The 24997-nt window shown below is 37.8% G+C and carries 22 protein-coding genes and 1 riboswitch; of the genes, 15 read left to right on the top strand and 7 right to left on the bottom strand.

Annotated features, from left to right (window positions below):
• Positions 1 to 16: 16 nt before the first annotated feature.
• The 3 genes from ACH0CI_RS13235 to ACH0CI_RS13225 are packed head-to-tail and all read right to left on the bottom strand — an operon-like array spanning position 17 to position 3774.
• Positions 17 to 1141: a GerAB/ArcD/ProY family transporter gene (locus ACH0CI_RS13235; RefSeq protein WP_335706893.1), complete on the bottom strand. Its 1125-nt coding sequence runs from the start codon at positions 1139 to 1141 to the stop codon at positions 17 to 19.
• Between the two features lie 12 nt (positions 1142 to 1153).
• Positions 1154 to 2239 (bottom strand): Ger(x)C family spore germination protein, encoded by a 1086-nt coding sequence (locus tag ACH0CI_RS13230; protein WP_335706894.1) that lies wholly within the window; start codon positions 2237 to 2239, stop codon positions 1154 to 1156.
• A 14-nt stretch (positions 2240 to 2253) separates the two neighbouring features.
• On the bottom strand, positions 2254 to 3774 hold the full coding sequence (locus tag ACH0CI_RS13225; RefSeq protein WP_335706895.1) for a spore germination protein: 1521 nt from the start codon (positions 3772 to 3774) through the stop codon (positions 2254 to 2256).
• Between the two features lie 202 nt (positions 3775 to 3976).
• On the opposite strand from ACH0CI_RS13225, the gene ACH0CI_RS13220 reads away from it, so the two are divergent.
• The 5 genes from ACH0CI_RS13220 to sigI all read left to right on the top strand — a co-directional run bounded on the left by ACH0CI_RS13220 (position 3977) and on the right by sigI (position 12470).
• A complete protein-coding gene (locus tag ACH0CI_RS13220; RefSeq protein WP_406901566.1) occupies positions 3977 to 5632 on the top strand; it encodes an alkaline phosphatase in 1656 nt (551 codons plus the stop codon).
• Between the two features lie 751 nt (positions 5633 to 6383).
• Complete coding sequence (locus ACH0CI_RS13215; protein WP_028414187.1) at positions 6384 to 7127, top strand: LytR/AlgR family response regulator transcription factor; 744 nt, start codon at positions 6384 to 6386, stop codon at positions 7125 to 7127.
• Between the two features lie 144 nt (positions 7128 to 7271).
• Entirely contained in the window at positions 7272 to 10310 is a 3039-nt protein-coding gene (locus ACH0CI_RS13210; protein ID WP_406901565.1) for an MHYT domain-containing protein, read from the top strand.
• 76 nt (positions 10311 to 10386) lie between these two features.
• Positions 10387 to 10482, top strand: a riboswitch (yybP-ykoY riboswitch).
• A gap of 96 nt (positions 10483 to 10578) precedes the next feature.
• A complete protein-coding gene (locus ACH0CI_RS13205) occupies positions 10579 to 11394 on the top strand; it encodes a TerC family protein (RefSeq protein ID WP_335707201.1) in 816 nt (271 codons plus the stop codon).
• A gap of 365 nt (positions 11395 to 11759) precedes the next feature.
• A complete protein-coding gene (gene sigI, locus ACH0CI_RS13200; RefSeq protein ID WP_335707200.1) occupies positions 11760 to 12470 on the top strand; it encodes an RNA polymerase sigma factor SigI in 711 nt (236 codons plus the stop codon).
• Between the two features lie 52 nt (positions 12471 to 12522).
• On the opposite strand, the gene ACH0CI_RS13195 is transcribed toward sigI, so the two are convergent.
• The 3 genes from ACH0CI_RS13195 to phaQ all read right to left on the bottom strand — a co-directional run bounded on the left by ACH0CI_RS13195 (position 12523) and on the right by phaQ (position 13989).
• Positions 12523 to 12720 carry an alpha/beta-type small acid-soluble spore protein gene (locus ACH0CI_RS13195; protein WP_013055933.1) on the bottom strand — a complete coding sequence of 66 codons (198 nt, stop codon included), beginning with the start codon at positions 12718 to 12720 and terminating at the stop codon, positions 12523 to 12525.
• Positions 12721 to 12863: 143 nt separating this feature from the next.
• Positions 12864 to 13376, bottom strand: coding sequence for a polyhydroxyalkanoic acid inclusion protein PhaP (gene phaP / locus ACH0CI_RS13190; protein WP_014461097.1), 513 nt, complete (start codon positions 13374 to 13376; stop codon positions 12864 to 12866).
• 172 nt (positions 13377 to 13548) lie between these two features.
• A complete protein-coding gene (gene phaQ, locus ACH0CI_RS13185) occupies positions 13549 to 13989 on the bottom strand; it encodes a poly-beta-hydroxybutyrate-responsive repressor (RefSeq protein WP_013055935.1) in 441 nt (146 codons plus the stop codon).
• Positions 13990 to 14381: 392 nt separating this feature from the next.
• Between phaQ and phaR the strand changes: the two genes are divergently transcribed.
• The 7 genes from phaR (at position 14382) to ACH0CI_RS13150 (ending at position 19582) form a co-directional block, all read left to right on the top strand.
• Entirely contained in the window at positions 14382 to 14981 is a 600-nt protein-coding gene (phaR, locus tag ACH0CI_RS13180) for a polyhydroxyalkanoic acid synthase subunit PhaR (protein ID WP_335707199.1), read from the top strand.
• An 81-nt stretch (positions 14982 to 15062) separates the two neighbouring features.
• Positions 15063 to 15806: an acetoacetyl-CoA reductase gene (gene phbB / locus ACH0CI_RS13175; protein WP_014461095.1), complete on the top strand. Its 744-nt coding sequence runs from the start codon at positions 15063 to 15065 to the stop codon at positions 15804 to 15806.
• Between the two features lie 76 nt (positions 15807 to 15882).
• Positions 15883 to 16971 carry a class III poly(R)-hydroxyalkanoic acid synthase subunit PhaC gene (locus tag ACH0CI_RS13170; RefSeq protein ID WP_013055939.1) on the top strand — a complete coding sequence of 363 codons (1089 nt, stop codon included), beginning with the start codon at positions 15883 to 15885 and terminating at the stop codon, positions 16969 to 16971.
• A 120-nt stretch (positions 16972 to 17091) separates the two neighbouring features.
• The gene (locus tag ACH0CI_RS13165) at positions 17092 to 17280 is read left to right on the top strand and encodes a hypothetical protein (protein WP_080963408.1); all 189 of its coding nucleotides are present in this window, start codon (positions 17092 to 17094) and stop codon (positions 17278 to 17280) included.
• Between the two features lie 244 nt (positions 17281 to 17524).
• A complete protein-coding gene (locus ACH0CI_RS13160; protein WP_048020320.1) occupies positions 17525 to 18880 on the top strand; it encodes a TrkH family potassium uptake protein in 1356 nt (451 codons plus the stop codon).
• A gap of 367 nt (positions 18881 to 19247) precedes the next feature.
• Positions 19248 to 19406, top strand: a complete 159-nt coding sequence (locus ACH0CI_RS13155) for a hypothetical protein (protein ID WP_025749458.1) — start codon at positions 19248 to 19250, stop codon at positions 19404 to 19406.
• Positions 19407 to 19408: 2 nt separating this feature from the next.
• Positions 19409 to 19582 (top strand): thiamine pyrophosphate-dependent enzyme, encoded by a 174-nt coding sequence (locus ACH0CI_RS13150; RefSeq protein WP_014461091.1) that lies wholly within the window; start codon positions 19409 to 19411, stop codon positions 19580 to 19582.
• A 27-nt stretch (positions 19583 to 19609) separates the two neighbouring features.
• Here ACH0CI_RS13150 and ACH0CI_RS13145 read toward each other — a convergent pair whose 3' ends face one another.
• Positions 19610 to 21379, bottom strand: coding sequence for a B12-binding domain-containing radical SAM protein (locus tag ACH0CI_RS13145; protein WP_406901564.1), 1770 nt, complete (start codon positions 21377 to 21379; stop codon positions 19610 to 19612).
• 193 nt (positions 21380 to 21572) lie between these two features.
• On the opposite strand from ACH0CI_RS13145, the gene ACH0CI_RS13140 reads away from it, so the two are divergent.
• The 3 genes from ACH0CI_RS13140 (at position 21573) to nadE (ending at position 24817) form a co-directional block, all read left to right on the top strand.
• Positions 21573 to 22292 carry a FadR/GntR family transcriptional regulator gene (locus ACH0CI_RS13140; protein ID WP_028414180.1) on the top strand — a complete coding sequence of 240 codons (720 nt, stop codon included), beginning with the start codon at positions 21573 to 21575 and terminating at the stop codon, positions 22290 to 22292.
• A 138-nt stretch (positions 22293 to 22430) separates the two neighbouring features.
• Complete coding sequence (locus ACH0CI_RS13135) at positions 22431 to 23951, top strand: nicotinate phosphoribosyltransferase (RefSeq protein ID WP_221832907.1); 1521 nt, start codon at positions 22431 to 22433, stop codon at positions 23949 to 23951.
• Between the two features lie 35 nt (positions 23952 to 23986).
• Positions 23987 to 24817, top strand: a complete 831-nt coding sequence (gene nadE / locus ACH0CI_RS13130; protein WP_028414178.1) for an ammonia-dependent NAD(+) synthetase — start codon at positions 23987 to 23989, stop codon at positions 24815 to 24817.
• The last annotated feature ends 180 nt before the right edge of the window (positions 24818 to 24997 follow it).

Below are 24997 nucleotides of genomic sequence, written 5' to 3'. Positions count from 1 at the left end.
AAAAAAAGAGCGGGATTCAACTTAAAGTTGGCTCACGCTCTTCTTTTTTTGCTTTCTTTTGTTTTATTTTGGCTCGAATGAGGCTATAGAGAAAAAGGAAAGGAATGTAGCCATAAATAAAGTAAAAGCCGGTCATGGATAATCGTGTATTAAGATGATCGATAGTTTCTCGATCGTCAAAGAAAATAGAAAAACCAAGAAGGGCAATAAGAACTAATATGAGAAAAAGCGTAGGCGGCTTATTAAATGTTTTACTAAATCCACGAATTGTACACCATACGCTGACAGCAATAGTAGGCAGAACAACTAAGAGCCACAGAGCAATTAAAATATATTCAAAACGCTGTAAAAATGGAATTTCAATAATTTTGGCCATCGTTAAAGTTGGCCATATGGTATGAGCTAACTGTCCTTGACTAAAGTAAGCAAATGACACTAATGCTGTGCAAAAATATAAAAAAGTGCTGAATAAAACGCCATATTGCCCCCACTTCTGACTAGTAGCGCCATTTTTTATAAACGGATAGAAAAAAAGCACGGATTCAAACCCCAAATTCTCAAAGGTCATCATCTTAGTCGAAATTAAAAATTCCCATATCGTGTGATCAAACAAAGGAAATAAATTATTAATGTGCCCATACTTCAAAGGGTAAATTAAGGCAAATATGAGCGGCAAGGGAAGCATGACCCCAAAAAAGGCAATGCCAGTAATTACACGAAACCCACCTGAAACCGTGTAGTAAATAATAGGCAAGTATACAAGTGATACGATCCATGTTTCTAACTGTGGAAACATCCATATTTGTAAAATCTCTACGTAGGTTCGGTAAATCGTTAACGCAAAGATAAAATAATAAATGGAAGCGGCAAGAGTTAAAGCTCCTCCAAGGTATTTACCGAAATATAACCGGTGAATATCAACAATATCGCTGTTTTCACGAGTTAAGATATTAAAGATCATCGCTAATAAAATACAAACGCTGATTGCAGCAAGGAAGATGGATATCCACGCTTCATATCCGGCACCTTTAATAATATAACGCTGAAATCCTAGTATTCCAACGCCAATCTGAGTAGAGTGAACTAAGAAAAAAAGAAAAGAAGGGGAAACTTGATTTTCTTCTTTAATTGTATTGTGCATCTTTTCTTCCTCCTAGTTGCTAATACCGGTTTGAATAAGGTGAACGCGAGCTTTTACTTCAATATTCATATCCGGATATTGCGCTTTAAATTCTTCACTGTTAAACCTTCTCGTTTTACTTCGAACATAATCTGTAAAACAAATGGGGTCGATCCTATGCTGCTGAAGTTTCTTAATAAAGGTATCCCCATCTTTTTCAATATCTTTTTGGAGCGTTTTTTCAACCATTTTAATACGAGCCGGATCAGTTAGGTCCACCCATCCAGGAAATTCTTTTACAAGACCGTCGATAGTTAAGTGCGCAACGATACTTGGGCTTTGATGATTTCCTTTAATTTCATACTTTGTTTTGGTGCGCAAGTTTTGCAGTATAATTTCGCCTTTACGGTCATTCTCTTTAATTTTTACTGCGTAGCGGCCGTGCTTTGTTCCGCTGGTTAGCAGCTTAAATAAAAACGTTTCTTCCATTCCGATGGTTGTAACGACTTTTTGTTCTTTGAAAAGCGCCAGCCCCTTTAATTTAATAGCATCTTTTTCTTGTGCTAAAACAGGAAGATACGGGTCACGGTCGTCGCTAAAAAAACTGAATAAAAAAATTTGTAAATTGGTGTTAGGCAAATTTTCTGTGCGGATATTTTGTTCGATTAAATTAGAAATAAACTGATAGTCCTTAATTTTCTTTTTTGTAACGGAGCTTAATAATTCATGTGCGTTGCCGTCTACAATGCTTAATTTAATGTTACGTCCAAGGTCTGGATTTCTAGCAATTGTATTTACTAACTCATCTACTCCATGTGTTGCAAATTCTTTTCCCATAACGATGCTTCTCAGCTGCCCAAACGCGACGGGAAGAGATGATTTATTGTTCAAACGGAGTGGAATATCAAATGATGAATTAGCAGTAGCCGCAATAATACTCGGTTCTTCCGTTGGTCCGTATTTATAGATAGGGTATAAAATAGTTCCTCTGACTTTATTGCTTTGAGGAATATAATCATATCCGATGGAGTTGACTACTTGAATTTCGTCAATCGTTTCACGGTCTGCACAGCTCGTTAAAAAAGTAAGGCAAGTGCATAAAATTAGTATTCTTTTCATGACGTTTCCCCGCTTTACTCATTATCTAAATTACTTTTTCGTTTCATCTTATTCGCTTTATTAGGGTTATAGCGGAAGCGTTCTAAAGGACGTAAGTAGCTTGGACGCTTTGCTGTATGACTATAGGGCAATCGCAGAAATGTATCCCTGTACTCTGTGGGGCGAAACGGAAAAAGCGGAACAAGATAAGGCATGCCCAAAGATTTTAAACGAAGCAAATGAACCAGCAAGAAACAAAAGCCAAATGTGATGCCGACTAAACCGAACGCAGTGGCAAACAAAATAAACGGAAAACGTAGCAGCCGGATCGTGTTAGACATTTTAAAAATAGGCGTTGTAAAAGAGGCTAAAGCTGTCAGTGAAACGATAATAAGCAAAATATTGCTTGTTAACGCAGCTTCTACGGTTGCTTGCCCAATAACAATCCCGCCTACGATTCCCAGTGTTTGACCTACTTTTGTTGGAAGTCTGGCTCCCGCCTCGCGAAGCAGCTCAATGGTGATTTCTAAAAAAAGTACTTCGATGACCGGTGGAAAAGGAACGTTGGTCCTTGAAAAGATAATAGGCCCGAGCAAATCTTTTGGAAGCATTTCATAATGATACGTAACAATCGCTACATAAAGAGGCGTAGCAAAAATAGAGAAAAAGACGCCAAAAATACGAATAACTCGGAAAAATGACCCTAGAACCCACGGTAAATAGTAGTCCTCAGGTGAAATAAAGAAGTCAAGCAATGTTGACGGTCCGGTAACTGCGTAGGGTGAACCACTCGAAAAAAAGGCAGCTTGCCCGTTTAACAGACTGAACAGGACTCGGTCGATCCGCTCTGTTGTTAAAAAAAGCGGAAACGCCGTAGAAGAATTATCGGAAATCAATTGATCAAGCATTGTACTATCAAAAATGACGTCAAAATCTATATCTTCAAGGCGCTGGGTCATGGTGTCTACGTGCTGAGGATTCGTTACGCCTTCTAAGTAAACAAGCACCACGCGCGTTTTCGATTTATTTCCTACGGTGAGTTCTTTAAAAATAAGGTTTTCGGAAATGACCGTTTTTCTCATTAAATAGAGATTGACATCTAAATCCTCCACAAAACCAATTTTAGGACCAACGACGCTGAACTCATTTTCCGTTTCATTTTCTTTTCGAAACCCCGTATCAAAGCTTTGAACTTTAATAAGAGCTACTAGCTTATCGTCTTTATGCAGTTGAAACATCACATAGCCGCGCAGCAGCTTTTCTAAAATTTCTTTTGTATCTTTTGTAACGGAAATATCTTCAATCGGCAGAACATTTTCAACTTCATATACACTGCTTAACGTGAAGTCTAGTTTTTGAAAAGGCTCGAGTATTTTATCTTCAACACTTTGCATGTTTACGAGCTGCTTAAAATAAGTGATGATGTATTTTCGATGCTGCGAACCAATGGCTAATGTTGTAAAATCACTTGATTTTTTAAATTGTTTAATCAGTTCGTCCAATGTTTTTTTGGGCTGATCGTCTGCATTCTTTTTTTTAAATAAATGTTTAAACATAACCGTGCCCCTCGCATGACTTTCTATTACTGGTAGTTTGTTCATGTACTTCCTTTTTATTCGACTATTTTTTCTCAACAAGAAAGGAAGAATATAAAGACAAACTTTACACTCTTTTACAGTAGATAAACAGTGGATTTACGTTTGAATGGTAACTTTAAACATGTCGAAGATAATGAAATAAAGGAGCGGGTACATTTATATGAAGAAAAAATTAGCAGGTATTACACTGGCAGGAGCGGTAGCATTGGCCTCGTTTGGTGTAGGCAACTCACTTATTCAAACGGAAGCAAAAGTGGAGCATAAGTCAGCTAAGAAACCGCAAAATGTCATTATGATGGTAATGGACGGGACGAGTTCAAATGCTACTACACTTGCAAGATGGTACAAAGGAAAACCGTTACATATGGATCAGCTGATGGCCGGGGGAGTACGTGCGTATTCGGCAGAATCTGCTATTACAGATTCCGCTCCGGCAGCTACTGCTTTAGCAACAGGAAATAAATCAAATTCAGGTTATGTAGGTGTGCTCCCTTCAGTAGTGAATACACCTGGGGTTAAACCCGTAGAAAAAGAAGATCAGTTTCGTCCCGTAGCAAACGTTCTAGAAGGAGCAAAGCTTTCGGGGCGCGCGACAGGAATTGTGGCTACTTCTGAAATCCAGCACGCCACACCAGCTGGTTTTTCAGCCCACAACTACAGCCGTGATGATTTTCAAACGCTAGCGGAGCAGCAAGTGTATCAAAACATTGATGTAGTACTTGGAGGAGGTAAGCAATCTCTTCTGACAGGAAAAGAAGAAAAAAGCCGAAAAGACGGTGAAAACTTGGTCAATGTATTGAACAAAAGAGGATATGACTTTGTAGAAAATAAAAAGGAATTAGAGCAGTCACGCGCCAAAAAAATCTGGGGGAGCTTCGCTGACCGAGACTTAGCGTATGATATGGACCGACCGCAGACAAAAGCAGAACAGCCGAAGCTGTCTCAGATGACAAATAAAGCAATAACAACACTATCCAAAGATAAAGACGGTTTTTTCTTATTTGTTGAAGGAAGCAAAACGGATTGGGCAGCTCATGCGAATGATCCAGTAGGTATGATTAGCGATGTATTAGCGTTTGATGAAGCAGTGGGCAAGGCAGTAGAGTTCGCTAAAAAAGATGGAAATACGATGGTTATTGCGATTGCTGATCACGGAAACAGCGGTCTTTCAATCGGTAATGCAAATACAACAAAAGGATATGATACCACACCTGTTTCTGCTTATATTGATCCATTAAAAAAAGCAAAAATGACGTTAGAAGGTGCTACGTCTAACTTAAAAGAAGATTTATCAAATAAAGAAGAAGTAGCTGCTTTGTATGGTTTATCAAATCTAACTTCAGAGGAAAAAGCGCAGCTGACTAAAGCAAGAGATAAAAAAGAAACGAGTGCTACACTATCGAAGCTATTAGCCAACCGAGCAAACCTTGGATTCACAACGGGCGGTCATACGGGTGAGGATGTATTTCTGTATTCATACGGCGTCAATCGACCAACGGGGCACTTTGATAATACGGATATTGCCAAACATATGGCTAAGTCAATGAATATTAACTTAAACGAGTTAACAAATGAATTATTTATTGAAGCAAATAAAGCTTTTAAAGGCTCAAATGTAGCGGTGGACTCAAAAGATAAAAACAACCCTGTGCTCGTTGTTACAAACAATAAGCGAACGGTACGTTTTCCGGTAAATAAAAATATTGCGATTGTAAATGGAAAAGAGATGCAGATGGACAGTGTGGTGGTACAGGATAAAAAAGGTCGCTTCTTTGTATCGAAACAGGCACAGCAAATTGTAAAAAATGCAAAATAAGAAATGAAAGTAAAACAGGCCGAAGTATAACTTTAGGCCTGTTTTTTTACAGATAATAGATGGATAATTAGATGTATTAGCCTTTAGAGAGGAATGAATTGATTTATTTTACAAATAAATAGCTTTGAACTCTTAAAGGAATGGAAAGTCTTCACCTTTAACTATATGTGATTTATACTATGAAATGGTATAATAATCATAGTTCTAAAAGGAACTAGTTCGGAATACATATGTAAGTTCATAGCGTTATATGCTAGAATTTTTATAATAAAATGAATAAAAAATACATAAATTTCTTCAAGTGAAATTACAAATACAGGGTTATTAAGGGTTGTATGTAAGTAATTACCTTGAATAAAAAGTAAAAAAATGAATAAAAGTATGGGTGGAAAACCGTAGAACATGTTTTAATAGTAAGAGAAGACAAAATGATTGAAAATAGCGTGTCGCCTTTATTAAAAATATTAAATAAAGATTCTGGCATGCTGATTTACAGATTATAAAAAGGGTATTAAATCATTGTTAGGAAAATAAATGATAATAGATAAACGGTTTTATTTCTTCTTCTAGAAAACCTACAATTATTGCAATATTCCCCATGAACAATCGTTGTGCGTTCCATTAACGATTAGCGTCCGTGTAGATCATTCATCTCAACATAAAAACACTATAAAGATGTGTAGACATGCATAAAACAGAATGGGCAATAGTTCGTACTATACTTTAACATTGTATCCTAGGGGGAGTCAGGATGAACAAAATCAACTTAATTATTGCCGATGATAACGAAGATTCGGTTGAAATTTTAGATTATTTTATAGAACAGCTTCCGGAATTTGAAGTGATTGGCATCTGCAAAGACGGAGAGCAGCTTGTACAGGAAGTGATGGCTAAGAGTCCAGACCTTTTGCTCGTAGACATTAATATGCCTACGATTAACGGTGTAGATGCCATAAAAAAGTGCCTGCGCATTAAGCCGAATTTAAACTTCATTTTTATCACCGGTTATGATGAATTTGCTGTGAAGGCATTCGAGTTGTCGGCACTGGATTACATTGTAAAACCAATTGAAAAAACCAGACTTTATATGGCGCTAGAGCGGGCAAAAAACTCCATTGGAATTGATAAAAATCAGTCAAAAAAGCCAGGTGAGCAATTAAAAAGACTGCCTGTAAAATTTAACGGATCTACTTATTACATTCCAATTGATCAAATTATTTTTATTGAAAAGTCCGGAAAAAAATGCTTAATCTATACTCAATCACGTGTCTATGAGACATATGAAAATATTAGTGATATCTATATGTATTTGAACCCTTCTGTATTCAGTCAAACACACCGGTCTTATATCGTAAATTTGCAGAAAGTTTCGCACATCACACCAAAAAACGAAACATATCTTGTTTATTTCTTAGAAATTGATGAATATGCTCATATCTCAAAATTAAAAATCCAAGACGTTCAAAAACAGCTGCATCAGTTAATGACAAATTAAGAGATGCTGCTTCTTCTAAAATAGTTATGCTGATGAGAGGACGAAGCTTATGTAAGTTTCGTCTATTTCATGTGTCTGCTTTCGGAATAAATGATCGTAATATAGTTCTTATAAGGAGAGTTAGATAGAAGAAGTAACGTTAAAGTGAAAGGAAAGAAAATGATTCCAATTACTGGTCACTATAATGAATTTACCGTATTTCTTGCTGTCATTGTAGGGATTCTTGCCTCTTATACAGCACTTGATATTGTGAGCAAAATGATGAAAAAACAGCGGAACAATTATTTGTGGCTCACATTGTCAGCAACTTCAATGGGACTTGGAGTGGGGGCGATGCACTATATTGCGATGCTTGCTTATTATGTTCCTGTTAGCTTTCATTTTGATGTTGTACTTTCTGTCCTTGCTTTAATAATAGCGATTAGCGGATCATTAGTTGCGTTTTGGACATTCTGGAAATGGCGCACGTCGGTATGGTCAGGGCTCATTTTAGGAAGCAGTATTCTGGGTACACATTATATTGCAATGGCAGCAATTGAAACAGAAGCACACATTCATTATTCCGTGCTATCTGTTTTGCTTTCCGTCATCATCGCTCTGGTCGTTGCATTTTATGCTATGCACTTGTTTTTTCGGTCAAAAAATGTAAAAGCTAATCCGTTCCTTAAACTTGTTAGCTCTATTTTACTAGGCATTGGCATTTCAGCTATGCATTTCATCAGTATGTATGGAATGAAGCTGCATATTGCACATTCAGTTGCTAGAAGGTGGGGCCAGTGGCTGCCGTATCAAGCGCCGTTTTCCAATATTATTGCAAGTATCACGATTACGCTACTCATTGTCTTCCTGCTCGTTGCAGCTTTTAAGCGTCAGGAAGAAGTGAGGGAAAGTCAATTAAAAGAAGAGTATTATCAATCCCTTTTTAACTACAATCCCAATATTGTGTGTGCGGTTGATTTATACGGCAATATTCAAACGATTAACCCAAAAGGAATCGAGCTGACAGGATACACGTTAAATAAAATGGAGAAAATCCCGTTTCCTTCTATGTTCAGAGAAGTTGAAAGAGCTGAAGAATATATGTGGAAATCCCTGAGGGGAGACTCTGTATATTATGAGGCAACGCTGATTCGCAAAGATAATCAGTCTGTATATGTTGAAGTCACGCAAATGCCTATTATTGTTCATGATCAAATTAAAGGCAGTTACGTCATCGCCAAAGATGTGACAGATCGAAAAAGGGCTCAACAGCAGCTTCTGGATTTACAAAAAGATTTAAAACGCACGCTTTCACAGCAAGATGGTACTATTTTTAAATTTGTGAAGAACAGTAAAGGATATGTCTATACGATGTGCGAAGGCAAAATGATTCGTGAAATGGGATACGAGGAAATAGATGTTGTCGGAAAAACACCTGAGGAATTTTTACCTGAATCCTACGCAAGAGATAATAGGAGTTACTATGATAAAGCATGGGCGGGAGAGAAAGTGTCGTATGAAGTACTTTTGAACGACTTTGCTTACTATACGAAATTAACACCTCATATCTACAAAGGAGAAGTACAAGAAGTTATTGGTTCTATAGTAGATATTACGGATCTTCACGAAGCAAGAGAAAAGCTGGCTAAAAGTGAAAGCATGTATCGATCCGTTCTTTCTACAATGTCAGAAGGCGTGGTGTTTCATGACCTTGAAGGTAACTTAATTGCTGCCAATGCATACGCTGCTAAGATTCTAAACGTGCCTTATGACCAAATGTTATCGGTTAACCCGTTTGGTTTGGACTGGGAAATTATTCATCCTGATGGCACAGCTTTTGCACTCGAAGATATTCCATCTGTCCGCTGTCTTCATACAAAAGAGCCTGTGCGAAATACAGTCATGGGCATTTATTTAAATGAGAAAAAGTTGACTTGGCTTTCGGTGAATGCTGAACCTCTGCAAGAAAGCAAATATTATAAAGGCGTAGTTGTTACATTTTATGATATTACAAAGCAGCAGGAACAAGAACAAGACCTGCTTCATTCCAATCATCAAATGATTATAGCCAAAGAAGAAGCCGAAAAAGCAAATCAGGCTAAGTCAGAATTTTTATCAAAAGTAAGCCATGAACTTCGAACGCCTTTAAACAGTATTTTAGGCTATGCACAGATATTGGAAGAACAAGGAGAAAAAGATTTAACAGAAAAACAATTGAATCGTGTACGAAAAATTTTAAAAGCAGGTAATCATCTTCTTTATTTAATAAATGAAACGCTGGATTTATCGAAAATTGAATCAGGCCACTTAGCGATTAACCTTGAACCAGTGTCGGTAAAAGAAGCAATTGAAGACGCGCTTAAAATTATGAAACCATTAGCAAAAGATAAGCATAGTATATTTTATACTCGCTTTCACGCATACCAAGAAGTCTTTGTTGAAGTAGATGAACTTCGGTTTCAGCAGATCTTATTAAATCTGCTTACAAACGCCATTAAATATTCACCCGCTTATCGCGATATCATTATCTATACCGATATTACTCAGCATCACGTAACCATATTGATTGAAGATAGGGGCTATGGAATTCCAGCTTCAGAATTAAATCGGATTTTTGAGCCTTTCTATCGTGTGAATAGACTAGAAAAAGACGGAACAGGGATTGGGCTGGCGCTTGTAAAGCAGCTTGTTGTCTTAATGAATGGAACGTGCGGAGTGCGAAGTGAAGAAGGAAAAGGCAGTACATTTTGGGTTCGTTTTCCCTTAGTACATCCACCTGTTCCTAAACGCTTATCCAATGAAGGGGAAGCCGAGTCATTTTTAGGTTTTTCTATGCCGATCTCAATTGCGTATATTGAGGATAACGATACAAATATTGAGCTTATGCAATCGATTCTTTCTCCATATAAAAACGTTAAGCTCTTAGTTGCTAAAACAGGAGAAAACGGCATCGGGCTAATCAAGTCCATTTCACCGGATATTGTTTTAATTGATATTGATCTGCCTGATATGAATGGTTTTGAGGTATGCACACAGCTTCAGTTGGAAAAAGAGTTGAAGCATATTCCGCGAGTCGCCTTGAGTGCAAGCGCGATGCAAAGCGATATCGATCAAGCTTTTTTAGTCGGTTTTAGTGAATACGTAACAAAGCCAATTCATATTGCCACGTTTTTGAATTTATTAAATCGCTTTACAAAAGCTTAACAAAAGTTTAGAAGGCTTTTCATTGACTTATTAGTGGACCTTTTGTAAAATAAAAACAACTTAATACATTTACTTCTTACGGAGTAAAGGGGAGTAGCGTCAGGGAAACCTGAAACAAAGTCGTCATTACATGGAGTATTCCATCGGCTTTGTTGGCATAATGATTATGCTTAGCAAGACCTTTGCCATATTTGGCAAAGGTCTTTTTGTGTTTTATTCCGGTAATGAGAATAAATCAACTTATACAAAGAAACGAGAGGGGATTTTTATGGATGCATCGCTTTTGTTAGAATATGGATGGGTATTGCTGGTGCTGGTTGCATTAGAAGGAATTTTGGCGGCGGATAATGCTCTTGTAATGGCCATTATGGTCAAACATTTACCGGAAGAAAAACGCAAGAAGGCATTGTTTTACGGATTAGCCGGTGCCTTTATTTTTAGATTCGGTTCATTGTTTTTGATTTCATTTTTGGTAGATGTATGGCAGCTTCAAGCAATAGGAGCCATTTACTTATTGTTCATTTCCATTAATCATATTGTGAAGCGATATGTGAAAAAAGGTGATCATGAAAAAGTAAAAGAAGCGGACGGAAAAAAAGGCTCAGGTTTCTGGATGACGGTTTTAAAAGTAGAAGTAGCGGACATTGCTTTTGCGGTTGATTCAATTTTGGCTGCTGTGGCTCTTGCCGTTACGTTGCCAACAACCAATCTTCCTAAAATTGGCGGACTCGATGGCGGACAATTCTTGGTGATCTTTGCCGGAGGAATTATGGGACTAATCATTATGCGTTTTGCTGCAACTTGGTTTGTCAAGCTATTAAATACGCGCCCGGGGCTAGAAACGGCGGCTTTTGCTATCGTAGGCTGGGTAGGGGTTAAGCTAGCAGTTTACACTCTTGCTCATCCGGAGTTAGGTATTATTAATGAACACTTCCCTGAATCAAAAGTATGGAAAATTACGTTTTGGATTGTGTTACTTGGTATAGCAGCTTCAGGCTGGTTTTTATCTAAAAACAAAGAACAAACTGATCTTGAAGGTTCAGAGAAAGAAAAAGACTCATTAAAGAAAATTGAAAATCAATAATACAAAAAAAACGCGCTTTTAATGCGCGTTTTTTTGTATATTAAGATAAAATACCTAGTTTAAATTGTTTTGAGAAAGGGTAAAAGAACTAACTGATGTTTAATTACTGTATATCCGAATGTTTTGCTTTTTCGTTCATATTCTGTAAAGAACGGAAGCAGCGTTGGATAATTCAGTTCAATGAAGTTTATTTCAGTTCATAAACATATATTTCAAATGTATGTTAATTGGTAAAATTGAGCTATTATGGGTTATAATAAAGAGAAATTAAAAGGAGCAGAGTGCTTCTTGACCCTGTTCGTCATCAAAAGAATGGATATTAACATGGTATAAAGCAACTGAGTATAGTAAAAGAGGTGAAGCCAATGCTCACAAAAGTTCAAACGCCTCCATCGCTTGAAACGCTTGTACTGACGATTCAGCAAGGGGATAAACAATTACATAACGAAATGATTCAACAATATAAACCGTTTATTGCTAAAGTTGTTTCAGCTGTATGTAAACGTTATATAAGTGAAGCTGACGATGAATTTAGCATTGGTCTGATTGCGTTTAATGAAGCCATTGAAAATTACACAATCCAAAAAGGAAGATCCCTTCTTGCATTTGCGGAACTGATTATTAAAAGAAGAGTCATCGACTATATTCGAAAAGAAAAGCGAAACCAAACGCTGCTCTATAGCCGAATTGAAAATGAAGGTTTTATGCAAGGTAAGGTAGAAAGGGATATATCGCTTTCTAACTATAAAAGGCAAAGTGAAACTTCATATATTCAAGAGGAAATGACTTATTTTTGTCAGACGCTGGAACTGTTTAAATTAACTCTTGAAGACATTATTAGCACGTCTCCTAAACATAAGGATGCAAGGGGAAATGCAGTGGAAGTTGCATCTTTTATCGTCAATGAAAAAGAATTAAAAGATAAGCTGTTTTTAAAGCGGCAGCTTCCCATTCGCTTGATTGAAAAACATGTCAAAGTGAGCCGGAAAACAATTGAAAGAAACCGGAAATATATCATCGCAATGGTTATTATATTAGCGGGGGACTACGTGTATTTAAAAGACTATATTATGTAAGAAAAAGGCACACGCAGGTGCCTTTTTTTTAGCCATGTTATGAAGTTATGTTTTATTTTTGTGTGCTGCCGCTTAAGTGAGCTTGAGCTTGTTGCACCAAGCGTTTTGTGATTTCTCCGCCTACTGAACCGTTGCTGCGTGCAGCAGTGTCAGAACCTAGAGTTACCCCAAATTCTTGAGCGATTTCGTATTTATATTGATCTAAAAATTGTTCTACGCCTGGTGTTAATAGTTTATTTGTTCTAGCCATGATTAGTCATCTCCTTTTTTAGTTGTACAGCAGTTCACTGCTGTACCTGTATTATTTGCTGTTTACTATTTTGCATACTGGTAATGGTTTGCAAGAAAGTATAAAAAAGCCCAGCTTTCAAAGAAGCTGGGCTTTTTTATATATTATTTTACAACTGCATATTGCTCAAGAGACTGAGCAAATGATTTTTGAAGAGATTTTACTTGCTCTACGTATGCATCAGATACGTGTTGGAACTCTTGACGCGTTTTCTTTTGCTCTTCTACTAATTGTGTTACTACTTGATGATATTGTTCTTGAGCTTGCTTTACTAAAGAATAGCTTGATTTGCTTTGGTTAAGAGAAAGCTCTTGTAATTTATTTAATGCTTCATGCGTGCGGTTTGTCCATTCTTCATAAGAATCAGCAACAGCGTTACCAGCTGTTTTACGTAAGTTTTCAACTGTTTTTTGTTGAAGATCTTCTAATTCAGCTTTCCACTGTTTGTCTGTTGCTTGAAGTTGTTCAACTGCTTTTGTTACAAATTCTTGCTGTTGCTCAAGTGCTTTTAACGTCCATTGCTCAATTTGTTTGTTTCCGTCTGCAATGTTTTGTAACCCCTTTGTCCATTGTTCCCACATTGCATCAATTACTGTATCATACTTTACTGTTGACATAATCAAATTCCTCCTTGAATAATTTGGTCTGGCGAACAGTTATCGTAATGAACAAAACGTTAAAGAAGAAATTCGTAGTTGTGTAATAAACCTAACATTCCGCGCTCGCTGGTTGACCGTGAAATTTATTTAACATTATATTAGGAAACGCAGATGTACTGCGTGAATCCCTTTAATCGTTTTCTTCCTCTTTTGATTCTTTTGACTTTTTAGAAGAAGAAGAGCTAAAAGGGAACAACATGTCGGTATACATGTGAAAAAATGAATCTAACATGTTTTGATACTGTTCAAGTGAATTAGCCCACATACTTAAATATTGTTCACCGGCATCTGTTAATGAGTAAATCCGGCGTGCAGGTCCTTCAGCTGACGTATCCCATTGCGATGTAATCAAGTTGTCTTTTTCAAGCTGTCTCAGCGTGCGGTAGACATTTCCTTGATCAACTGATGTGAATCCAAAGCTCATTAGTTGCTGAATGAGCTTGTAACCATGTAGATTCCAACCTCTTAAACTTAAAAGAAGAAAAGGAACCATCAAGTTTTTTGGTGCACCGCTAATCGATTTTTCTAAGTTGTTTGAATTAGAGGTGTTATCTTTTTCACTTGATCCCAAGGTAATCACCCCTTCGAAAAAAGAGAATTTGTTTTCTATATGTGTAATTTACACCTAGATGAAAAAATTGTCAACACTTTAAAAGAGGTCTTTCAAATACAGGAAAAAAGAACGATTTTTTGGATTTCGACAAAAAACGTCAAAAAAATTCAAAAATAAACAAAGATTTAGAATTGTTTATTTTGGAAAACGAATTTATAATAGTACATGTAGGTAATTTTTATAACATTTATAATTTGTTGGTAAGTGAATTGTGAAAAGATTTACATTATCCAATAAATAAACGCAAAATTGGTTGCGTTTACTTAGAGCTTCTAATATGTCGCTTGTCACATTAAGTGTCCATATTGAAAGCCATCACTTTTAACGTACACAAGAAAGGAGATGGAGTTTTGGAACAGCAAAAAGTATTTGATCCGTTTCAAGCATGGAAAGACGTATATGACAAAACCGAATCTTACTGGGGTAAAGTTATTGGGGACAATATGAATCGTGAAGAATTTTCCCAGCTCATGGGAAATGTACTAAATATGAACCTTCAATATCAACAAGCAGTAAATGAAGTAACGGGGCGCTATCTGCACCAAGTAAATGTACCCACAAAAGAAGATGTAGCAAACGTTGCGTCATTAGTCATCAATGTGGAAGAAAAAGTAGAATTATTAGAAGAGCAATTTGACGATCGTTTTGATGAATTAGAAGCACAGCAAGAAAGTGCATCCGCTTTGAAAAAAGATGTAACTAAGCTGAAATCTGATGTCAAATCGTTAGACAAAAAACTCGACAAAGTGTTATCTCTTCTTGAAGGGCAGCAAAAAACACAAGACGAGTTAAAAGAATCGATTCAACAACAAATTAAAACTCAAGGTGAGCAGCTTCAGGCTCAGCTGTTAGAAAAACAAGAAAAATTAGCTGAAAAGCCAAAGGCAGAAGCTAAATCTGAAGCAAAACCATCAAACGCTCAAAAAACTGAGCAGCCGGCTCGCAAGTAGGGCATAGGGGATTTTAAAACAACATTAACTGCTGTATTTACAGTAAAAATCATCGCTGAAGAAGCAAGGGGGAAATTTTTCATGACAACATTACAAGGTAAAGTAGCAATCGTAACAGGCGGATCTAAAGGTATCGGGGCAGCAATTACACGTGAGCTTGCTTCTAATGGAGTAAAAGTAGCAGTAAACTATAACAGCAGTAAAGAATCTGCAGAAGCAATTGTAAAAGAAATTAAAGACAACGGCGGAGAAGCTATTGCGGTTCAAGCTGACGTGTCTTATGTAGATCAAGCAAAACACCTAATTGAAGAAACAAAAGCTGCGTTTGGTCAATTAGACATTCTAGTAAACAATGCTGGAATTACGCGCGACCGTTCATTCAAGAAGTTAGGTGAAGAAGATTGGAAAAAAGTAATTGATGTAAACTTACATAGCGTATACAACACAACATCAGCTGCGCTAACGCATCTTTTAGAATCTGAAGGTGGTCGTGTTATCAATATTTCATCAATTATTGGTCAAGCGGGCGGATTTGGTCAAACAAACTACTCAGCTGCTAAAGCAGGTATGCTAGGATTCACTAAATCATTAGCTCTTGAACTTGCTAAGTCAGGCGTAACAGTTAATGCAATTTGCCCAGGATTTATTGAAACGGAAATGGTAATGGCAATGCCGGAAGAAGTTCGTGCAAAAGTTGTTGCGAAAATTCCAACTCGTCGCTTAGGCCACGCTGAAGAAATTGCACGCGGAGTTGTTTACTTAGCAAAAGACGGCGCGTACATTACAGGACAACAGTTAAACATTAACGGCGGCTTATACATGTAATAGATGCTGGCCCTGACTTTTGTCGGGGCTGTGCTTGTTAACTAACTACTAATGAAATGAAAGGGTGTGTATATTCGTGGCAATTCCTTACGTGCAAGAGTGGGAAAAACTAATCAAATCAATGCCAAGTGAATATAAAAGTTCTGCAAGACGTTTTAAGCGTGCATATGAAATTATGACAACAGAAGCGGAACCGGAAGTTGGATTAACACCAAAAGAGGTTATTTGGAAAAAGAACAAAGCGAAATTATATCGCTATACGCCAGTAAAAGATAACCTTCATAAAACACCAATTTTACTCGTATATGCACTGATCAATAAACCGTATATTTTGGATTTGACACCTGGAAACAGCCTTGTTGAATACTTATTAAACCGCGGTTTTGACGTGTATTTACTTGACTGGGGAACTCCTGGACTTGAAGACAGCAATATGAAGCTAGATGATTATATTGTGGATTATATTCCAAAAGCGGCGAAAAAGGTGCTGCGCACTTCTAAATCTCCTGATTTGTCTGTTCTTGGTTACTGCATGGGCGGAACTATGACATCTATTTTTGCTGCGTTAAATGAAGACTTGCCGATTAAAAACTTAATTTTTATGACAAGTCCATTTGATTTCTCGGATACAGGTTTATACGGGGCATTCCTAGACGACCGCTACTTTAATTTAGATAAAGCAGTAGATACATTCGGAAACATCCCTCCAGAGATGATTGACTTTGGAAACAAGATGCTAAAGCCAATCACAAATTTTTACGGTCCGTATGTAACGCTGGTGGATCGTTCGGAAAATCAGCGCTTTGTTGAAAGCTGGAAGCTAATGCAAAAGTGGGTTGCTGACGGAATCCCATTTGCTGGTGAAGCTTATCGTCAGTGGATTCGCGACTTCTATCAACAAAACAAATTAATCAATGGTGAACTTGAAGTTCGCGGCCGAAAAGTAGATTTGAAAAATATTAAAGCTAATATTTTAAACATTGCTGCTAGCCGTGATCATATTGCGATGCCGCATCAAGTGGCAGCTTTAATGGACGCTGTTTCAAGTGAAGATAAAGAGTACAAATTGCTGCAAACAGGTCACGTATCTGTTGTATTTGGTCCAAAAGCAGTGAAGGAAACATATCCTTCAATCGGCGATTGGCTAGAAAAACGTTCTAAATAAAATAAAGACGCGGCTGGGACAAAAATATTTTAGCCGAAGTAAAAAACGAACCACTGATATTAGTGGTTCGTTTTTTGTTATGGTGAACGCAGGTTTCAAGTATGTGGTTGCTTCTAGCTGGTGATTGGAGGGCAAGGCGAAGACTCCTGCGGGGAAAGCGGAACAGGTGAGACCCCGCAGGAGCGTAAGCGACGAGGAGGCTCAGCGGTCGCCCGCGGAAAGCGAAGTCTTGCACGGAAATCAACAGCGGTGTCTCAAGTGTCCATACGAGCTCATGTATCCCATTTATTTGTCTTTAGATTAGATTAATTTAATTATGTCTCGACCTCGTTTTTTTGTATAAACAGACAATATTGAGTGACGGTTCTTGATGCAGGCTGCTGGGATTTATGATATCTAATGACAAGTGAGGTGACTTCTTTTATACTAATGTAGTCACCTTCTTGAACATGGGATTTTTTACATGGATATTGCGATTCGTGTAACAATGAGTATGCTTTGGGAAGAAAGAAGAAAACTATTAGTATTATAACAAAAAAAGGAATGTCAGATTATGCCGCAACCATGGAAACGACGAGTAAGGCAGATGTCTTCAGCTCAAATTATTGTTACATTTTACATAGTGGCTGTTACGCTTGGATTTCTATTGCTTAGTATTCCAGAAGCTTTAAAGCCGGGAGTGAAGTTAGCATTTATTGATCGCTTATTTATTGCCGTTAGTGCGGTAAGTGTAACAGGGCTGACACCTGTTTCTACTCCGGATACATTTAGTACGACGGGCTATTTTTTGCTCGCTTTTATCTTTCAAATCGGTGGTATTGGTGTGATGACACTCAGTACATTCATTTGGATGATTTTAGGTAAAAAAATTGGTTTAAAGGAACGTCAGCTCATTATGACAGATCATAACCAATCCCGTTTATCAGGATTAGTTGACTTGATGAGAAATATTTTATTTATTATTTTTGCTATTGAACTAGTTGGCGCCATTATTTTAGGATTACATTTTCTCCGTTACTATTCGAGCTGGACAGATGCGTTTCTGCATGGTTTCTTTGCTTCTGTCAGCGCTACAACAAATGCTGGCTTCGATATTACAGGATCTTCATTTATTCCGTATGCCCATGATTATTTTGTCCAAGTGGTAACCGTTATTTTAATTACGCTTGGAGCGATTGGATTCCCTGTATTAATTGAAATTAAACACTATTTTTTAACATTTAAAGATAAGCGTAAATTTCAATTTTCGCTATTTACGAAGCTAACGACTATTATGTTTTTTCTGCTGTTAGCAGGGGGAACAATTTTAATTCTTGTGCTAGAGCATTCAGGGTTTTTAGCAGATAAGTCTTGGGATGAATCGTTCTTTTATGCGTTTTTCCAATCCGCTGCTACAAGGAGCGGAGGAGTGGCGACCATGAATATTAATGAGTTTTCACTTCCTACGTTAATTATGATGAGCGCGATGATGTTTATCGGTGCTTCACCGAGCTCAGTAGGAGGAGGAATTCGTACAACGACGTTTGCATTAAATATTCTTTTCCTGTTTTATTACGTAAGAGGAAATAAGACGATTAAAATCTTTCGCCGCGAAATTCATGAAGATGACATTATCAAATCAGTAGCCGTGTCGATGTTAGCCGTGATCATTTGCTCGATTTCTCTTCTTATTTTAAGTATTACAGAACATTTTTCTCTCATTGAGCTTATTTTTGAAGTGTGTTCAGCTTTTGGGACAACCGGTTTATCAATGGGCATTACAGGAGGGCTTTCTGATATCGGAAAATGCGTTATTATGGTTTTAATGTTCATTGGCCGAATTGGCATGTTTTCATTTATCTTAATGCTTCGCCGTCCAACGTCTGGACCGGATTATCACTATCCGAAAGAACGTATCATTATTGGATAAAAGAGGCTGGGACAAAAATATGTTAGTTGAAGGAAGATCTGAACGAGTTTGTTTCTTGATTAAGAATCCAACTCGTTCGGGTTTTTTTATTATGATGGTGAACGTAGGTTTCATGTAGCTGCTTCTAGCTGTTGATGGGAGGGCGAAGCTTAGCGACCGCCCGCGGAAAGCGAAGCCTTGCACGGAAATCAACAGCGGTGTCACAAGCGGTTCAAGGCATTTATCCTAGTTGTTCGTATTTAGAGTAAAGTAATTTTGTTATGTTTCAACCGCTTTTTTACAGCTTTTTCTGCTTATATTGCTTAGCAAAAGGCGCATTCTAAGAAAAGGAAGTTCAATGGACTTCCAAGCATAGGAGGGATACATGATGGCAAAGCGTAAAGTAGGATACAAATCAGCACTAACTAACAACAATACACCAAAAGAGAGCCTTTCAGATGCAGAATTTGCTGCTGAATATGCTGGCGGCGAGGAGCCGGCTAAAGGCGCGAATCGCAATTCTAAAAAAGGAAAGCAAGGTAAGTAACGATGAGCAAACATAAACAAAATAATAAGCACATCGCGAGCACCGAAGCAAAACAAAAACAATTACTGCAAGAAGAGTTTGGAACGGAAATGGGCGATCCGAACGCAGCTAAAATATATGAATCCCTTGGAAAGACAAAGTCTGATAAAGAGCATGAAAAGAAAAAAGAATGCTAAAGAAAAAAACCTCGGATATCCGAGGTTTTAGCTTACAACTGGAAGGTCAAATGCTTCTACAGGTGCTGAATAAAGTTTTGTATCATTTGCTTTTTGATCATAATAAGCAAGAAGAACAGATGGTTGTTCATTGATTTGTCCTGTTTGTTTATAATACATATAATCAAATGGAAGAATCTCTAAAACAGTGTGCTTGTATAATTCTTTTTCAGCAAGCTGTTCAGCTTCAAAAGTCTGTCCCATAATAGAAGGGTTAGCAAGCATTTGCTGATAGTAATGAGAGCGGACTTGTTTTTCTACTTTATCGTCCCACCATGGCTTACGAGGTTTATGCTTTTGGTTTTGTAAATAATCAATTTTCATAAACCCTTCAATCACGTCTTCATTGGAAAAATTTTCTGTTTGGATATACTGTTTAAGGCGTCTGAATAAATCTTCAAGCTGATGACCGATTCGAACCCAGCCCATTTCATCCCAATACGTCCCAAAGTTTTGGAAAAAATCAAAAGGCGTATCATAGCAGTGTTCTACTAAAAACTCGATCGTTTCATCCATTCGGTGGTCATTCCAAAACTTTTCTAAAATATCTTCTACATGCTTGATACGTACGACATCTGAAAACGGCAAGACGTTATTGCTTAAAATTTCATAAGGCGACTGATCCATGTATTGATAATTATAGCGAGGCGCACTTAAACGTAAGCCGGTGCCGCGAAGCATTTTTAAAAAGCCTAGCTGAAGCTCTTCAGGACGAAGTGCAAATACATCATTAAACGTATTTTTAAATGAGTTGTAATCTTCGTCTGGCAGACCCGCGATTAAATCCAAATGCTGGTCAATCTTTCCGCCTTCTTTTACCATTGTTACGGTACGCGTTAATTTCTTGAAGTTTTGTTTGCGTTTGACTAGCTCATTAACGGCATCATTTGTAGATTGAACGCCAATTTCAAAGCGGAATAATCCTTTTGGCGCGTTATCGTTTAAGAACTGAATAACTTCTGGGCGCATAATATCGGCAGTAATTTCAAACTGAAATACGGTACCTTCACGATGTTCATCAATTAAAAATTGGAACATTTCCATGGCGTAGCTGCGGCTGATGTTGAACGTGCGGTCTACGAACTTAATTGTGCGCGCTCCGTTATCCATCAAATAGCGAATATCTTCTTTTACTTTTTCTCGGTCGAAATAACGAACGCCTACTTCAATAGAAGAGAGACAGAACTGACAGCTAAACGGACAGCCGCGGCTTGTTTCAATATACACAACGCGTTTTGAAAGTTCTTGGCGGTCTTCTTCAAAACGGAAAGGAGAAGGCATTTCGCGCAGATCAATTTTATTGCGCTGTGGGTTAACAACTGGTTTTCCTTCTTTTCGGAAAGCCACGCCGCTTACGTTTTCAAACTGACGCTCGCCGTGAAGTTCATCTAACAGCTGCTTGAATGTTTCTTCACCTTCACCAATAGCGATAAAGTCAGCTTCAGGAATACGCTCTAACCAGTGAGTTACATCATAGGTTACTTCTGGTCCACCGAATATAATGATGAGCTCAGGATTGATCTTTTTAAGCATTTGTGCGACTTTAATCGTTTCTTCAATATTCCAAATGTAACAGCTGAAACCAATAATATCTGGGTTGCGTTTATATAAATCCGTGACAATGTTCATAGCAGGATCTTTAATCGTATATTCGGCCATATCCACTTTATAGTCAGGCTCGGCATAGGCTTTTAAACATCGAAGGGCTAAAGAAGTATGAATATACTTCGCATTCAATGTACTGACAACAATGTTCATTCAAAAAGCTCCTTTTAACTCGTAATATGAAATCAATTTACTATTTTAGCACATTTGAGAAATAAAGTATAAATACCTTTGCACTTTTGTTGTGGCGGGGAAAAGATTTCGGTAAAATGTAACAGAAACGTAAAAGAAGAAAGAGTCTCGGTTAATGTGAACCTTGGTGAACGAAAAAAATGAGGTGGAAAACGTGGAATATAAGCGAATTAAGCCAAAAAAAATATACGAAGAAGTAGCCGAAACGCTTCTTGAGAATATAAAAGAAGGCAGCTTGAAGCCTGGAGATCGTTTGGATTCAGTGCAGCAGCTGGCGGAAAACTTTCAGGTAGGACGCTCAGCTATTCGTGAAGCTCTTAGCGCTTTGCGGGCGATGGGGCTTCTGGAGATGAAGCAAGGAGAAGGCACATTTGTACGCGAATTTAACTCAGATATGCTGTCTTTGCCTGTAACTAGCGCTGTATTAATGAATAAAAACGATATTGAGCATTTGCTTGAAGTGAGAAAAGTATTAGAAATTGGAGCTGTTCGAGCGGCAGCTCAAAAGAGAACGGATGCGGACCTTAAACAGCTGTCTAATAGTCTGGAACAAATGAAAGGAGCGTTTGGCAATGAAGAACTGGGAGAGAAAGCAGATTTTGCTTTTCATTTAGCCATTGCCAAAGCCTCACAAAACCCTCTTTTAGTGAAGCTTATGAATAACGTATCAGAAATGATGATTGAAACGATGAAAGAGACAAGACGCATCTGGCTTTATGCAGAAGAGAAAACGGCTGAACGGATTTATAAAGAGCATCAGCAAATTTATGAAGCTATTCTGTCTCAGCATGCAGAAGATGCTCAGCATTTTATGATGAGTCACCTTGATAATGTTGAACATGTACTAATGAAATACATACCGGAAGAAAAATAACGCCATTTCATGCAGAAAAGTGCGCTCTAAACAACAGAAAAACTAAAATTCAAGCACCTTCCGATAATTTATGCTTGCTCTATTGTGAAAAGATTTACATAATAGAAACTAGGATTGTCAAATGGAGGGTTACAAAGTATGAAAAAGCAATATAGAGATGATAGTCTAGCTTTGCATACAGATCTATACGAGCTGAATATGGCGCATACGTATTTTAAAGACCACATTCATAAACGTCGTTCTGTATTTGAAGCTTACTTTCGTCGGATGCCGTTTGAAAGCGGTTATGCGGTGTTTGCTGGGCTAGAAAGAGTAATTGATTTTATTGCTAATTTCAGATTTAGCGAAACGGACTTAGATTATTTATATGAAGAATTACATTATGAAGCGGAGTTTATCGACTATCTAAAACAGGTTCGATTTAGCGGTAATATTCGTTCGGTCGTAGAAGGCGAAATGATTTTTGCTAATGAACCGATGCTGCAAATTGACGCTCCTTTAGCAGAAGCGCAGCTTATTGAAACGCCGCTTTTAAATATTTTAAATTTCCATCCGCTTATTGCCACAAAAGCATCGCGTATTCGCTTAGCCGCGGGAGAAGATAATTTATATGAACATACGGGTACAAATCAGCTTATGGAATTTGGTTCAAGAAGAGCACATGAGCTGGATGCTGCTTTTTACGGGGCAAGAGCTGCTTATATTGGAGGCTTTGACGCAACCAGTAATGTAAGAGCGGGAAAAGTGTTTGGAATTCCTGTGTCCGGCACTCACGCCCACGCGCTTGTTCAAGTCTATCGTGATGAATATAGTGCGTTTAAAAAATATGCCGAATCACACCGTAACTGTATCTTTTTAGTAGATACATATAATACGTTAAAATCAGGTATTCCAAATGCTATTAAAGTAGCAAAAGAAATGGGAGAACGAATTAATTTTATCGGTATTCGATTAGACAGCGGAAGACTTCCATATCTTTCTCAAGAGGCAAGAAAAATGCTTGATGAAGCGGGCTATCATGATGTGAAAATTTTCGCTTCGAATGACCTTGATGAGTACAGCATTCTAGATTTGAAAGCGCAAGGTGCCAAAATTGATGGATGGGGAGTTGGAACAAAACTCATGACGTCCTTTGATCAGCCGGCGCTAGGAGCGGTGTACAAGCTGGTTTCGATTGAAGATGATCATGGAAACATGGTGGATACGATTAAGCTGTCAGAAAACCCGGAGAAAATTTCAACTCCTGGTCTAAAAGAAGTATATCGAATTGTAAATCAAGTGAATCACAAATGGGAAGGTGATTATATTACGATGCAAGACGAAGTGCCGAATGAAGAGGAGCATTTAAAAATGTTTCATCCTATTCATACGCACGTCAGCAAGTTTGTCACGAACTTTAACGCACGTAAAATTCACCAGCCAATCTTTGCACAGGGAAAGCTTGTGTATGAGCAGCCTACCATTGAAGAAATGAGAGCCTACTGCTTACAAAACTTAAAGCATCTATGGGATGACTACAAAGTTATTACAAAATCGAACGAAGATGTATTTCGTCCTACAGAGTATCCAGTAGACTTAAGTACAAACTGCTGGGATAACAAAATGCAAAATATCGAAGAGACTAGAAGCAAGTTACTATCTGATACCGTACTTGTGTAGATTCCGTCAGCTAGTAATGAGAGGAGAGTTTTTTTATGAAAGAGCTACAAAAGCAAATTATTGAAGAAATGCATGTGCAAAAAGAAATTAATCCCGCGGAAGAAATTCGCCGCAGCGTTGATTTTCTGAAATCCTACATGAACAAATATCCTTTTTTACGTTCGTTTGTACTAGGTATTTCCGGCGGCCAAGATTCTACGTTAACTGGAAAGCTGGCGCAGCTAGCGGTTAATGAGTTGAATGAAGAAGCCGAAGAAGAGCGCTATCAGTTTATTGCTGTTCGTCTTCCATACGGTGTGCAGGCAGATGAAGCAGACTGTCAAGATGCACTTGCTTTTATTCAACCAACAAAATCTATTTCTATTAATGTAAAACCAGCAGTAGATGCGATGCTTTCTGCTGTTGAAGAAGCGGCAGATGATAAAGTTTCCGACTTCAACAAAGGAAATGTAAAAGCACGTGAACGAATGATTGCGCAATATACGGTAGCAGGCATGTACAGTGGAGTCGTACTTGGAACGGATCACTCCGCTGAAGCTGTTACAGGATTTTATACAAAATTTGGTGACGGAGGAGCTGACTTAGTGCCTATCTTCCGTCTAAACAAGCGACAAGGGAAACAAATGCTAAAGGAATTAGGCTGTCCCGAGCATCTATATATGAAAAAACCAACGGCTGATTTGGAAGAAGATCGTCCACAGCTTCCGGATGAAGAAGCGCTTGGCGTAACGTATGAGCAAATCGACGATTATTTAGAAGGCAAAGATGTAGGTGAACATGCAAGTAACGTCATTGAAGGTCACTTCTTAAAAACGCAGCATAAACGCCAATTGCCAATCACAGTGTTTGATGATTTTTGGAAATAAATAAGTAAGAAGCTGAGACAAACGTAGTTTAGTTGAAGGAAGATCCGAACGGTTTTGATTCTTGATGGAGAATCAAATTCGTTCGGATTTTTTTAATAATAGGGCAAACGTAGGTTTCACGTGTCTCAATTTCTTATTATTTTGTGGGAAAAATATCAAACAAAGAAATGTATTTTTGAA

The sequence above is a fragment of the Priestia sp. 179-F W1.4 NHS genome (assembly GCF_045369295.1).
Classification (GTDB): Bacteria; Bacillota; Bacilli; order Bacillales; family Bacillaceae_H; genus Priestia; species Priestia zanthoxyli.
Note: the sequence above shows the minus strand (reverse complement) of the source record. Positions and strands in the feature narration are given on the sequence as shown.